The 12,341-nt window shown below is 69.6% G+C and carries 17 protein-coding genes and 1 tRNA gene; 15 read left to right on the forward strand and 3 right to left on the reverse strand.

Annotated elements, in window-relative coordinates; genetic code table 11:
* Window positions 1–63: 63 nt before the first annotated feature.
* Window positions 64–849 (reverse strand): FadR/GntR family transcriptional regulator, encoded by a 786-nt coding sequence (locus CAP40_RS01005; protein WP_086127500.1) that lies wholly within the window; start codon window positions 847–849, stop codon window positions 64–66.
* Between the two features lie 195 nt (window positions 850–1,044).
* Window positions 1,045–1,134, reverse strand: a tRNA-Ser gene (locus CAP40_RS01010).
* Window positions 1,135–1,288: 154 nt separating this feature from the next.
* Here CAP40_RS01010 and CAP40_RS01015 point away from each other — a divergent pair.
* From CAP40_RS01015 to CAP40_RS01075, 14 genes are all read left to right on the forward strand, one after another.
* Window positions 1,289–2,053 carry a DUF1134 domain-containing protein gene (locus CAP40_RS01015; protein ID WP_086127501.1) on the forward strand — a complete coding sequence of 255 codons (765 nt, stop codon included), beginning with the start codon at window positions 1,289–1,291 and terminating at the stop codon, window positions 2,051–2,053.
* A 348-nt stretch (window positions 2,054–2,401) separates the two neighbouring features.
* Window positions 2,402–2,713 (forward strand): hypothetical protein, encoded by a 312-nt coding sequence (locus tag CAP40_RS01020; RefSeq protein WP_086127502.1) that lies wholly within the window; start codon window positions 2,402–2,404, stop codon window positions 2,711–2,713.
* A gap of 204 nt (window positions 2,714–2,917) precedes the next feature.
* Entirely contained in the window at window positions 2,918–4,030 is a 1,113-nt protein-coding gene (locus tag CAP40_RS01025) for a phage portal protein (protein WP_086127503.1), read from the forward strand.
* Window positions 4,031–4,075: 45 nt separating this feature from the next.
* On the forward strand, window positions 4,076–4,381 hold the full coding sequence (locus tag CAP40_RS01030; protein WP_086127504.1) for a DUF6127 family protein: 306 nt from the start codon (window positions 4,076–4,078) through the stop codon (window positions 4,379–4,381).
* Window positions 4,378–4,746, forward strand: a complete 369-nt coding sequence (locus CAP40_RS01035) for an HK97 family phage prohead protease (RefSeq protein WP_086127505.1) — start codon at window positions 4,378–4,380, stop codon at window positions 4,744–4,746. The genes CAP40_RS01030 and CAP40_RS01035 overlap by 4 nt, the downstream gene beginning before the upstream one ends.
* 76 nt (window positions 4,747–4,822) lie before the next feature.
* Window positions 4,823–5,878, forward strand: coding sequence for a phage major capsid protein (locus tag CAP40_RS01040; RefSeq protein ID WP_086127506.1), 1,056 nt, complete (start codon window positions 4,823–4,825; stop codon window positions 5,876–5,878).
* A gap of 64 nt (window positions 5,879–5,942) precedes the next feature.
* Complete coding sequence (locus tag CAP40_RS01045) at window positions 5,943–6,428, forward strand: hypothetical protein (protein ID WP_086127507.1); 486 nt, start codon at window positions 5,943–5,945, stop codon at window positions 6,426–6,428.
* An 8-nt stretch (window positions 6,429–6,436) separates the two neighbouring features.
* Window positions 6,437–6,580 (forward strand): hypothetical protein, encoded by a 144-nt coding sequence (locus tag CAP40_RS20320; RefSeq protein WP_179187839.1) that lies wholly within the window; start codon window positions 6,437–6,439, stop codon window positions 6,578–6,580.
* Complete coding sequence (locus CAP40_RS01050; protein ID WP_086127508.1) at window positions 6,577–6,966, forward strand: DUF3168 domain-containing protein; 390 nt, start codon at window positions 6,577–6,579, stop codon at window positions 6,964–6,966. Before CAP40_RS20320 ends, CAP40_RS01050 begins: the two co-directional genes overlap by 4 nt.
* A gap of 11 nt (window positions 6,967–6,977) precedes the next feature.
* On the forward strand, window positions 6,978–7,385 hold the full coding sequence (locus tag CAP40_RS01055; RefSeq protein ID WP_086127509.1) for a phage major tail protein, TP901-1 family: 408 nt from the start codon (window positions 6,978–6,980) through the stop codon (window positions 7,383–7,385).
* Complete coding sequence (locus tag CAP40_RS01060) at window positions 7,382–7,693, forward strand: GTA-gp10 family protein (RefSeq protein ID WP_086127510.1); 312 nt, start codon at window positions 7,382–7,384, stop codon at window positions 7,691–7,693. Before CAP40_RS01055 ends, CAP40_RS01060 begins: the two co-directional genes overlap by 4 nt.
* Complete coding sequence (locus CAP40_RS01065; protein WP_179187841.1) at window positions 7,693–7,884, forward strand: phage tail assembly chaperone; 192 nt, start codon at window positions 7,693–7,695, stop codon at window positions 7,882–7,884. The genes CAP40_RS01060 and CAP40_RS01065 overlap by 1 nt, the downstream gene beginning before the upstream one ends.
* On the forward strand, window positions 7,877–8,446 hold the full coding sequence (locus tag CAP40_RS01070) for a tail tape measure protein (RefSeq protein ID WP_086127512.1): 570 nt from the start codon (window positions 7,877–7,879) through the stop codon (window positions 8,444–8,446). Before CAP40_RS01065 ends, CAP40_RS01070 begins: the two co-directional genes overlap by 8 nt.
* Window positions 8,447–8,522: 76 nt before the next feature.
* The gene (locus tag CAP40_RS01075) at window positions 8,523–9,779 is read left to right on the forward strand and encodes a hypothetical protein (RefSeq protein ID WP_144034184.1); all 1,257 of its coding nucleotides are present in this window, start codon (window positions 8,523–8,525) and stop codon (window positions 9,777–9,779) included.
* Window positions 9,780–9,859: 80 nt separating this feature from the next.
* Here the strand turns inward: CAP40_RS01075 and CAP40_RS01080 are convergent, their stop codons facing one another.
* Window positions 9,860–10,426 carry a DUF1993 family protein gene (locus CAP40_RS01080; RefSeq protein WP_086127514.1) on the reverse strand — a complete coding sequence of 189 codons (567 nt, stop codon included), beginning with the start codon at window positions 10,424–10,426 and terminating at the stop codon, window positions 9,860–9,862.
* Window positions 10,427–10,622: 196 nt separating this feature from the next.
* On the opposite strand from CAP40_RS01080, the gene CAP40_RS01085 reads away from it, so the two are divergent.
* Window positions 10,623–12,278 carry a hypothetical protein gene (locus CAP40_RS01085; protein ID WP_144034185.1) on the forward strand — a complete coding sequence of 552 codons (1,656 nt, stop codon included), beginning with the start codon at window positions 10,623–10,625 and terminating at the stop codon, window positions 12,276–12,278.
* The last annotated feature ends 63 nt before the right edge of the window (window positions 12,279–12,341 follow it).

The following is a 12,341-nucleotide window of genomic DNA, read 5'->3' on the forward strand; positions in this document are numbered from 1 at the left end:
CCCATGACGAAATGCAATCGGGCGCACCTGCGAAGTTGCGGGGCAGAACGATCGGCACGGCACTCAGCGGGCGACGCGGCGATCGCCGGCGCTGTTCACGGGCTTGCGCGCTTCCATCGTGTCCTGGAAGCCGCGCTCGACCAGCCGCGCCATTGCATCGTGCGCGCGCTCGGCATCCTGCGCTTCGATCGCCTCGAGCACCGCGAGATGGACCGGCAGCGCGTCGTGCGGGGCGGGCAGGTGCTGCTGCTTGAATGCCGTGGTCAGCTCGATCGCCGCGGCGACGCCGCTGGTGAGCGACATGATGAAATCATTGCCCGAAGCTTCGAGCAGCGCCGAGTGGAACGCCTCATCGCAGCACCGCCCCTCTTCGGAATCGAAGCCGTGGCGATCGACGCCCGCGAGCCCTTCCTGCATGCGGGCGAGCTGCTCCGGCGTGCGGCGGAGCGCGGCGAGGCGGGCGGCGTCGGGCTCGACGATGCGGCGCAGCTCGAACAGGCTCTCGATCAGCGCATCGTCGGGCGCTCCGGCGAAGATCCAGCTGAGCACGTCGGGATCGAGCAGATGCCATTCGCGGCGCGGACTCACCTGGGTGCCGATCTTGGGCCGGGAATGGACAAGGCCCTTGGCCGCCAGGATGCGGATCGCCTCGCGATAGGCGGTGCGGGAAACCTTGAACTGCTCGCTCGCCGCAATCTCGCCGTCGAGGATCTCGCCCGGCGCGATCTCGCCCGAGACGATGCGGACGCCGAGCGTCCGGGCGACGGTGCCGTGCAGGCGCAGGGAGCGGGGCCGGGGCTTGCGCGAACGGGGTTTTTTCTCGGTGGGCGTGGAGGAAGCGCCTCGCATCGAATTTCCTAGGCGACGGCGAAGACGGAAGGTTTCGTCTGCCAGCTGGGCATGGTTCGAATCCCTAGGCCCTTTGCATCCCACTGCCAAGAGCCGCGCGAATCGCAGGAACAGCTGCCGACACCCGGCCCGCCGACGCAGCCGCATGCGCAGGGCGCCCCAAAGAAACCCAGGGAAATCAAGATCTTGAAGGAGTGGCGGAGACGGAGGGATTCGAACCCTCGATACGGTTTCCCGTATGACGCTTTAGCAAAGCGTTGGTTTCAGCCACTCACCCACGTCTCCGGATAACGGCTCGAAGGCGAGCGCTATAGCGAGGGGTTTCCGGGCAATCAACGCCCAGCTTGACGTGAAATCGACTCAATCCGCCGCTCGTTCATTGCCGGGACAGCCGCGCTCTCTATAGATCGGGCATCTGCTGGGCTGGGGTAATTCGACCATGCGCGTTCGTGATCTGGTGTTGACGGCGGCGACGGCCGCGCTCGCGATGGGCGCCCTGCCCGCCGAGGCGCAGCAGCAGATGACCACGATCGACCCCAACACCGCGATCGATTCGGACCTGCACACCCCGCCGCCCGCGCAGGACCCCTATGCCGCCCCCGCGCAGCAGCGCCAGGACGCGCCACCCGCGCAGGGCGATCCCTATCCGGCCGACCAGCAGGCCCCGGGGCCTGCAGGCCAGGCCCCGTACAATCCCGGCGGCAGCGCCCGCCAGCAGGCCACCACCTATCAGCGCGACGAGCTGGTCGGCGCCGCCGAGGGCGTGTTCGGCAAGGGCGCATCGGGCCTGGGCAAGCTGATCGAGGACATCCTCAAGGACCAGGGCCAGCCCAACGCCTATATCGCCGGCAGCGAAGCCGCGGGCGCGGTGGGCGTGGGCCTGCGCTACGGATCCGGCATGATGTTCCACAAGGTCGAAGGCCAGCGGAAAGTCTATTGGACCGGCCCGTCGATCGGCTTCGACCTGGGCGGCGACGCCAACAAGGTGTTCGTCCTCGTCTACAACCTCTACGACAGCCAGGAGCTGTACAAGCGCTTCCCGCAGGGCGAAGGCCGCGCCTATTTCGTCGGCGGCCTCTCGGCATCCTATCTGCGGCGCGGCGACGTGGTGCTCATCCCCGTCCGCCTGGGCGTGGGCTGGCGGCTGGGCGTGAACGCCGGCTACATGAAGTTCAGCGAGAAGAAGCGCTGGCTGCCCTTCTAGGACACCGACCCCGGAGCACAGGCATTCGATCCGGCCGGCGCCAGCCGCCCTCGCCGGCCGCTTCGCATACCCCGCAACGAACCATATAGGCACTTTTTACTTGACATCGTCACGCTGATGTGGCACAAGTAACGCACGCTGAAGAATTGCGAGTCGGGCCGGGGCGGCAACGCCTTCCGGCCCTTTTCATGTCGGGAGAGGCATTGTGAAACAGGCTGACCGACGCTCGACACGCTGGCGGGCACCGGCAGCATATGCCAGGCGGCGGCAGGGATAGCCCCGCAAAGCGTCTACCGGCCGCATTGAGGCCCACGCCTTTCACCGAAGACGAACAACGGGAGAACCGAGATGACGGGACCGAATTGGGCCCGGCAGGCGATCGCGCTTGCCGGGATGCTGGCGCTGTGCGGCTGCATGCCGGCCGGCGCCGCGCTGCGCGGTGCGGGGAGCGCCGCGCTGGTGGCGCGCTTCGATGCGGACAAGGACGGCGGGCTCGACCGCACGGAGCTGGCCATGATGGTCGCGGCGGCGGTGCGTGGCCAGGGCGCGGAGCAGGATGCGCTGCGCGCCGGACTGGCCGCGGCCTATTGGACGCGCGATTGCGACCGGGATGGCCGGTTGACCCCGGCGGAGCTGGCTGCGAGCGATCGCTGCGGGTGAGGCCCGGGTTGCGGTCTCGTCATTCTCCACCATCACCCACCCCTCCATTGTCACCCCGCAAGGGCTTCCCCGTCTCCGCCGGCTCGGCGTCGCGGCGGACGGCGCGACAGGTGAGCCTTGCGGGCGAAGTCGCAACCATGCCCCGACATCCACCGGGGAGAATATGCGCCGCGGGCGGGCCATCCGGGTTTCAGGAGACGATGCATGAAATGGTTCGGGCGGAAGTCCGCGCGCGAAGGCGCGCGGCCGGCATTGTCGCGCGCGGGAACGCAGATGGGCGCGATCGGCGAATGGCCGCGCAGCTACGAAGCGCAGGTGCGCGAAGCCTATTGCCACAATCCGGTGGCGCAGCGCGCCGTGAAGCTGGTCGCCGAAGGCGCGGGCAGCGCGGTGCTGTCCGCCAGCGACCCCGCGCTGCTCGCGCTGGTTATGGCGCGCTCCGGCGGCCAGCCGCTGATCGAGACGCTGGCGGCGCACCTGCTGCTGCACGGCAACGGCTATGTACAGCTGCTGGCCGACGAAGGCGGCGCGCCGCGCGAACTCTATGCGCTGCGCCCCGAGCGGGTGACGGTAGAGCCCGACGCACGCGGCTGGCCGGTCGCCTATCGCTACCGGGTGGGCGAGAATGTCGCGCGGCTGGCGGCGGAGGATGCGGCCGGGCGCCCGGCGGTGATCCATCTGCGCAGCTTCTCGCCGGTCGACGATCACTATGGCCTGGGCTGCCTGGGCGCGGCGGCGGGCGCGGTGGCGATCCACAATGCCGCGGCGCGCTGGAACAAGGCGCTGCTCGACAATGCGGCACGGCCATCGGGCGCGCTCGTCCATGATCCGGGCGACGGCAGCGCGCTGGCACCAGACCAGTTCGAGCGGCTGAAGCGCGAGATGGAGGCCGGATTCGCCGGCGCGGCCAATGCCGGCCGGCCGATGCTGCTCGAAGGCGGGCTGAAATGGCAGGCATTGAGCCTGACCCCGGCCGATATGGATTTCGTGGGGCTGAAGGCAGCGGCGGCGCGCGACATCGCGCTGGCCTTTGGCGTGCCGCCGATGCTGCTCGGGCTGCCGGGCGACGCCGCCTATGCGAATTACCGCGAGGCCAATCGCGCGCTGTGGCGGCTCGCCATCCTGCCGCTGGCCGGCAAGATATTGCGCGGGATCGCCGAGGGGCTGGCGGGCTGGTTTCCGGAAGCGGCGCTGGCGGTGGACCTGGATCAGGTGACCGCCCTGGCCGAGGATCGCGAGCGGCTCTGGGCGCAGGTGAGCGCGGCCGGCTTCCTCTCCGACGACGAGAAACGCGAGATGGTGGGCGTGCGCCCCTGATGGGTCCGCCGATGGTGAACGAGCCGGCACGGAAAGGAACGAGAGATGAGCGAGGAGATGCTGGCGCAGCTGATCGGCCAGGCCGAGAGCGAAGGCGCCGAGCTGGTGACGCTGCGCGCGATCGCCGAGGAAGCGGGAACGCTGGGTGCCCAGCGGGCGCTGGCGCGGCTGGGGCTCGAGGATGCGGGCGCCGCCAAGGACATGAGCGAGCTGCGCGAATTGCTGGGCGCATGGCGCGACGCCAAGCGATCGGCATTCAAGGCGGCCTTTCAATGGGCCGGGCGGATGGTGGCGGCGCTGGTGCTGGTGGGGCTGGCGGTGAAGCTCGGCTTTCCGGGCTGGCTCAGGTGAGCGTGCGCTTCGCCGGCTATGCCGCGGTGTTCGACGCGGTGGATCGTGGCGGCGACGTCGTCCGCCGGGGCGCCTTTGCCGGGGCGCGGCGGGTGCCGCTGCTCTGGCAGCACCAGGGCGCGCCGGTAGGCGAAATCGAGGCGATCGGCGAGGACGGGCGGGGCCTGCGCGTGATCGGGCGGGTCGAGGCGCCGGAGCTGGCCGAGCGGCTTCGGCGCGGCGCGGTGACGGGGCTCTCCTTCGGCTATCGGGTGAAGCAGGCGGGCCGCGGCACACCGCGCGAGATCACTGCGCTCGACCTGATCGAAGTGAGCCTGGTCGCCAGCCCGATGCAGCCGCTGGCGCGGGTGCACGCGCTGGACTGACCTATTTTCGAAGGACCGGATTTCTGCCCGGCGGGACGCTCCCGTCCGGGTCCCTTGGCATGGACGGGAGACGAGGATGATCGAAGTGAAGGCGGACGCGCTCGAGGCAAGCTTCGAGGCGATGGAGAAGGCGGGGCTGCCGCCCGAACGGCCGATGCTCGCAGGCGCCCGGCCGGCGACGGGCGCGGCGTTCGAGCAGTTCCTGCGCGCGGGCGGCGGGATCGAGGCCAAGGCGATGAGCGGCGCGAGCGACGGCGCGGGCGGCCATGCCGTGCCCGACGAGCTCGATGCCCGGATCGACGCGACGCTGAAGAGCGTGTCGCCGATCCGCGCGATCGCCAGCGTGGTGCAGGTGGGGTCGAGCGGCTATCGCAAGCTGGTGGCGAGCGGCGGCTTCGAGAGCGGCTGGGCGGCGGAGACCGCGGCCCGCGACGAGACCGATACGCCGGTGTTCAACGAAGTCGCGCCGCCGATGGGCGATCTCTACGCCAATCCGGCGGCGAGCCAGGCGATGCTCGACGATGCCGCGTTCGACGTCGAGGCCTGGCTGGGCGACGAGATCGCGCGCGAGTTCGCGGCGGCGGAGGGTGCGGCGTTCGTCGGCGGCAACGGCGTCAACAAGCCGCGCGGCTTCCTGGCGGCGCCCAATGCGGCGGCCGGCGATGCGACGCGCGCGTTCGGCACGCTGCAATATATCGTCAGTGGCGCGGCGGGGGCGTTCGCGGCCAATCCCGAGGAGAAGCTGATCGACCTGGTCCAGGCGCTGCGCCCGCCCTATCGCCAGGGAGCGAGCTGGGTGATGAACTCGGCGACGCTGGCCCGGGTGCGAAAGTTCCGGACGAGCGACGGCGCCCTGCTCTGGCAGCCGGGGCTGACGGCGGGGCAGCCGGCGACGCTGCTGGGCTATCCGGTGGTCGAGGCCGAGGACATGCCCGACATCGCGGCGAACAGCCTGGCGATCGCCTTCGGCAATTTCCGGGCCGGCTATCTGATCGTCGAGCGCGGGGAGACGCAGGTGCTGCGCGATCCCTACAGCAACAAGCCGTTCGTCCATTTCTACGCGACCAAGCGCGTGGGCGGGATGGTGAGCAATTCGGAGGCGATCAAGCTGCTGCGATTCTCGGCGGCCTGATCCTTTCCGACGGGCGCCGCGCGGGGAGGGCGGCGCCCGTTTCTCCATAGCGATGGGAGGCGACATGGATTTTCCGCCCTTTCCCGCGGCGGCGATCGCGGCCGCGCGCGAGGCCGCCAAGGTGCATCTGCGGATCGCCGGGGCGAGCGAGGATGCGCTGATCGACGGGCTGGCCGCGACGGCGCTGGCGCTGGCCGAGCGCTTCACCGGCACCGTGCTGGTCGCGCGCGACTTTGTCGAGACGCTGGCGCCGGCCCGGCACTGGCAGGTCCTGGGCGCGGTGCCGGTGACGGCGATCGAGGCCGGGCTCGACGCGGCGATCGACATCGACGCCCGGGGTGTGGGCCGGGTGCGCACGGCGGTGCGGGTGCGCATCGCCTATCGCGCCGGGGCGGCGGCAGGCTGGGGCGACCTGCCGCCGCCCATCGCCACGGGCGTGGTGCTGCTGACCGGGTACCTGTTCGACCATCGCGGGGGCGAGCCGGCGCCGCCGGCCGCAGTGACCGCGCTGTGGCGGCCGTGGCGGCGCATGCGGCTGGCGGCGGCATGAGCGGCGCGGTGAGGCGCGCGATCGGCCGCGTGGCAGCGGCGGTGCGCGCGGCGGCACCCGACGCGCAGGTCGAGGTTCGCGAAGATGGCATCGCGATCGAGGGCCGGGGCCTGCGCGCGCGGCTACGCTGGATCGGAGGGCTGGTACGATGAGCGTGCAGGAAGTGCTGCAGGCCGCGCTGGTCGAGGCGCTGTCCGGGCTGGCGGTGACGCGCGTGTTCGACGCGCCGCCGGTGCGCGCCGCCCGGCCCTATGCCCTGGTCGAGGAGGCATGGCTCGTCGACTGGAGTACCAAGGACATGGCCGGGCGCGAGGGCCGGTTCGCCGTCGCGCTGTTCGACACCGGTGAGCGACCGGCCCGCCTGCGCGCGCTCGCCGGAGCGGCCGAGACGGCGATCGAGGCGATGCCCCGGGTGCTGGGGGAAGGCTGGGCGATCGCCAGCCTGACGCTGCTGCGCAGCCGCATCGCCCGCGACGGCGACGCGCGCTGGACGGCGACTAGCGAATTCCGCGTGCGGATGCTCCGCAGCGAATATTGAAAGGAAGCATTATGGCGGCGGAAAGAGGCAGCGCGTTCCTGCTCAAGGTGGGGAACGGCGCGACGCCGGCGGTCTATGCGACCGTGGCCGGGCTGCGCACCACCCAGCTGAGCGTGAACGGCGAGATGGTGGCGGTCACCAGCAAGGATTCCGGCGGCTGGCGCGAACTGCTCTCCGGCGCCGGGGTGCGCTCGGTGAGCGTATCGGGCGCGGGCGTGTTCACCGGATCGACGGCGGAGGCACGCGTGAAGGCCAATGCGCTTTCCGGCATGCTCGACGACTATCGGCTCAGCTTCGAAAGCGGCGAGACCATGACCGGCCGCTTCCTGGTCACGCGGCTCGACTATGCCGGCGACTTCAACGGCGAGCGCAGCTACACGCTGAGCCTGGAAAGCTCCGGCCCGGTGGTGTCGGCATGAGCGGCGCGGCGAACCCGGCACGCGGCGAGGTGGCGCTGGTGCTGGACGGCATCCCCCATGTGCTCCGGCCCAGCTTCCAGGCACTGGTGGCCGCGGAAGGCGAGCTCGGGCCGCTGTTCGAGTTCGTCGAGCGCGCGGCATCGGGCAAGCTCGGCATCGCCGAGATCGCCGGGCTGTTCTGGCATTGCCTGAAGGATCCGCCGGCGATGGACCGGGCGGCGTTCGGCGAGGCGCTGGCCGCCGCCGGCCTCAAGGCGCTGGCCCCGGCGCTGCGCATGCTGATCGGACAGATACTGGCAGGCCGGTGATGCGGTTCGCCGAGAATGCCCGGCGGCTGGCCGGGGCGGCCGGCGCGATGTTCGGCTGGCCGCCCGACGCCTTCTGGGCGGCGACGCCGGCCGAGCTGGGCGCGTTGCTCGACGCGATCCGCGGCGAAGCGGACCTGCCGCCCGACGCGGGCACCCTCGCCAGGCTCAAGGAGCGATTTCCCGATGGATGAGGAAGAGATCGAACGGCTGATCGTCAGCGTGCGCGCCGACACGCGCGCCTTTGCCCGCGACGTGGAGGAGATGCGCCAAGGGCTGGAAGGGCCGCTGGGCGCAGGCGCGGACCGCGCCGGCCGGGCGATCGAGAACGCGCTGCTGCGCGCGGTGCGCACCGGCACCTTCGGGTTCGAGGACCTGAAGCGCGTGGCGCTGGGCGTGATGGACGAAATCGCGCGATCGGCGCTGCGCGATGGCATCGCCTCGCTGGGCGGCGGCGGCAATGGCGGGCTGTCCGCACTGGCCAGCCTGGCGCTGTCGCTGTTCGGCGCGCCGGGCCGCGCGACCGGCGGGCCGGTGAGCCCGGGCCGCCCCTACCTCGTGGGCGAGCGCGGCCCCGAGCTGTTCGTGCCCGCGAGCGCAGGCAGCGTCGCCGCCACACCGGGCACTGCCGGCCCGCGCGAGGTGCGCGTGGCGATCACGGTGAATGCGCGTGCCGACACCGCGCCCCGCGCGCTGGCGCAATCGAGCCGCCAGGTGGCACGCGCGGTGAAGGCGGCGCTGGCGGGGGCGGAATGAAACGGCGGAGCACCCGCTGACCGCATGTCTCGATATTTTTGGCAACGCTCCTTCGGGGAGCCACAGGAGAACGGGCTTGGCGAACGTAACCAAAGAAGAATTGATCGCGAGCAATGGCGCATCCCTGATCGGCTGGACGCAGGAAGGCACGGGCGCTGTCACACGGACCGTCGAGGATCGACTTCGCGACACGCTCTCGATGGCCGACTTCCTGCCTGTGGGATATATGGCCGATGGCTCCGTCGACTATACCGGCGAGATCCAGGCCGCCATCGATGCGGCGATCGCCTCCCATCGGGCATTGCTCGTCCCTGCCGGCACGTTCGGCGTGCGCGGCAGCGGCCTCTTCATCGCGGATGGCATCCGGCTATCCGGTCAGGGCGCCGAGAACAGTTGCTGGAAGAATATCGGCGGGCCGGTGCTGAACCTGACGGGCGAGCATATCCACGTCAGCGACATCCGGTTCTGGTCGGTCGCGGGCGGTGCCACCATCGTCCAGAACGGCCTGGTCGCGCAATCGAGGTTCGAACGGGTTCACCTGTTCCAGGATGATCCCGCCAACCCGGTTTGGAGCAACGCCGCGCACGAATATGTCGACAACCGATTCGAGAATTGCCTGTTGCAGCACGTCACCGACAGCATGGTTCACGCCTTCGATCTCGTTGCCGTGGCGGGCCTGATCAACGACAATGTCTGGCGCGGGTGCCGGATCCAGAATTGCGGCACCAGGCATTTCTTCAATCTCGAATCGACGAGCCTGGGGCCGCAATTCTCGAACAAGTTCGAGGACCTTACCTTCGAGGTGTGCCTGGGCGGCGGCATTCGCATCCGCGGCGCCAATTTCGTCATCGACAATTGCCAGAACTGGGACGCCGGCATCGGCGCGATCGTCAACGACTTCTACGATATCGACCGGAACGTGGCGGGCACCGTCTGCGCCGGCCGGATCCGGGATTGCGGGCGCTGGAGCGGGACGATGGGCGCCGGCAAATATGACGTGAGCCTGCCCGGCGGCGGCGGCGCCGGCATCGAGATCACGGACTGCCGTGCGATCGGGAGCGGGGACAGCTTCACCGTCAATGCGCGGCACAATGCGATCCGGGTCTCCGGGGTGATCCCGAATGTGCTGACCATCACCGATGGCGACGGCGCGCTGACCGACAATGCCGCATTCGGCTATTTCGACAGCTGGGGCGAGTATCGGGTGCGCGGGCGCAAGGTCCTGGGCGAGCGCGGTGCCGCGGTCGGGGATGCCACCGCCGGCACCATCGTCGATACCGTCAACCTGCTCCTGGCGCGCCTGCGCGCACACGGGTTGATCGAAAACAGCTGATCGCGGCGGCGCCAGAGGGCCCGACGTGCGGGCGAACGCTCCCGGACCCGGGCCCCCTGGCGCTGGCACATATGCGATAGTCAGCCCCCCGAGCCCGCTCCCGGCCGGACATAGGCGAGCATGTGCGAGACATAGTCGCGCTTGCCCAGTTTGATGCCGCGGCCGCGCAGGATCGCGTAGGCAGTGACGAGGTGGAAATAGAATTGGGGCAGCGCCCAATCCCGCACATAATGCGCGCCCGTCATATCGAAATTCAGCCCGCCGGCGACGTCCAGCGCGATCGCGGCGTCCGCGCCGTCGTCCAGCGCCTGCGCATCGAGCCCTGCCAGCAGGGCGAGAGTCTCGTCGATACGGGCGATCGCATCGGCGATCGAGCCGGGGTGCGACCGCGCGCCTCGGCCCTCGGCCACCAGCGTTTCGCGCAACTCCGGCAACGGCACGCCGCGAAGGCGGGTAACGGCTTCGACTGCCTGCACGCAGGCGAAGCGGACCTGGGTCGCCAGGGGGAACATATCGGGCGCGATGCTCTCGGCCAGCAGCGCTTCGGCCTCCGCTTCGGGGAGCTGCTTTCGCGCCTTGTCGAGCCAGGCGGACAGAGCACGCAGCATCTGGGCAAAGGTCGGGACGAGAAGATTGGTGGGCGACATGATCTTCCTGGAACCTGGAGTTTCGCGAATCCCGCGGCGCCGCGACCATGCGGAGCCTGTGAGCCGTAGCCGGCACGGCCGGCCATGGCCATCGGCGAGGGGCGCCGGGGCGCACGGGCCAATCGAGAACAACTGATCGCGACCGCATCGGGCGGCGGCACCGGTGCGGAGGATTGATTCAACAAGGAGACGCGTGGTGAGTTATGTAACCGACACCGATCTGGCGGCGACCGGCCCCAGCCAGGGTGCAGCGATGGTCGGCTTCGCGCAGGCACTTGACGGCGCGGTATCGCGCACGGTCAGCGACAAGGCGCGCGAGATCAAGTCATTCGAGGATTGGGGGGCACGGCCGGATGATCCGCTGCAGAGCAAGAGCGACCTGCTGGCGGCGATCACCGCGGCATGGGAATCCGCGCTGGAGAACGGGCACGACCTGTATCATCCGGGCGGCGTCTACGACATCGGCGCGGCGCATTTTCCCTGGCGCGCAGCCGGCGCCGCGCAACTGCTCGACTGCAAGAACATCACGATCTGGGGCAACGGCCCGCGATCGGTGTTCAAGACCAGTTCGGGGGAATTCGGCTGGGACGTGTTCCAGCTGCATAGTCTCAAGAACATCCATTTTCGTAACCTGGCCATCACCGCGGAGCTGACCGCCGAGGGAGATGTGGACGGGGCCAACGCCATCAGCGTCACCGGCGGCTATGACAACGTCACGTTGCTCGACATCTGGTGCTACGACCTGCCTTCGCGTGTCCGGTTCGTAGATACCGGCGACGAACATCTCGACGGCGGCGCGGCGCTGTCGGTGCAAAGCGAGGGCAGTGGTCGCGAGATGGGTAGCCTGACGGCGCGCGTCTTCGCCAAGGGTTGTGCCATCGGCTTCGGCTTCTCGGCGGATCCGGTGCCGCTGCTGGCGAAGAAGCCCGCAATCAAGGTCGACCTGGTCGCCGAGGATTGCTGGCAGGCGATCCAGTATAATGGCGCGCCGCCCACTGTGCCGGCCGTTCCCGCCACCAACCCGCCCACCCGCGTATCGGTCCAGCTTCCGGCGGGAGTCCATGTAGGCATCATGGTCCGTGCACAGGCGATCAATTGCCAGACGGACGTGGCGCTGGGCCGGGCCTATGGTGTCGCCGTCGATTGTCAGGTGATCACCACCAAGACCGCCGATGCCCGCCGGCGCGACCCGAATGGTCGGATCTGGTGGGGCGCGCGGCAGGCCGTCCAGGCGCTTTGGTGCACCTATGCCAAGAATTCGCAGCTTCGCGTGACGGGCAACAAGGGCGAATGCGACTACAAGGCCCAGATCGGCGGTGCTGACGACAACGGCAGCGGCACGCCCACCGAGCAGTGCGATATCTTCCTCGATCTGGGCGGAACGCAGATCGGCGCGACCGGCGCGCCGGTCGCGCCGGAGCAGGCGATCAGGGAAGTCGTCGTTGGCGGCGCATCCGTCACCGCGTGCACGCTGTCGGTGACGCCGGCGACCGGCACCGTTCCGCCCGGCTTCCTCGATGCCGCGCGCGGCAATTTCGTGCTCCAGGGAGGCAGGCTGAGCAGCATCAAGCTGATGGGGGCCGATCCGATGGCGACACTGGCGGAAGTAAAAGCCCAGGACGGCGGCGTGGCGGTACGCCAGATCGCGTCGAGCGTCCCCGGCCAGCCAGTGCTCGTCGTGCTCAACGACGCCAATGTCCGGGTCGCGGCACTGCGCAACGACGGCGCGATGATGACCGAGGCGATCGTACCGGCAGATGTCGGCGAAGAGGTCGCCGGCGCGGTTCCCTTCTACGACAACAGCAATACGCTGGTGGGCTACGCGCTGCTGCACAAGGCCGCCACGCGCTGAACCGAGGCGCCCGGGGGTTTCACATCCCCGGGCGCCATCTTCCCCCCCAGAGCAAGGGAATAG

Origin of the sequence: Sphingomonas sp. IBVSS2, from assembly GCF_002127225.1 — a bacterium.
GTDB lineage: Bacteria > Pseudomonadota > Alphaproteobacteria > Sphingomonadales > Sphingomonadaceae > Sphingomonas.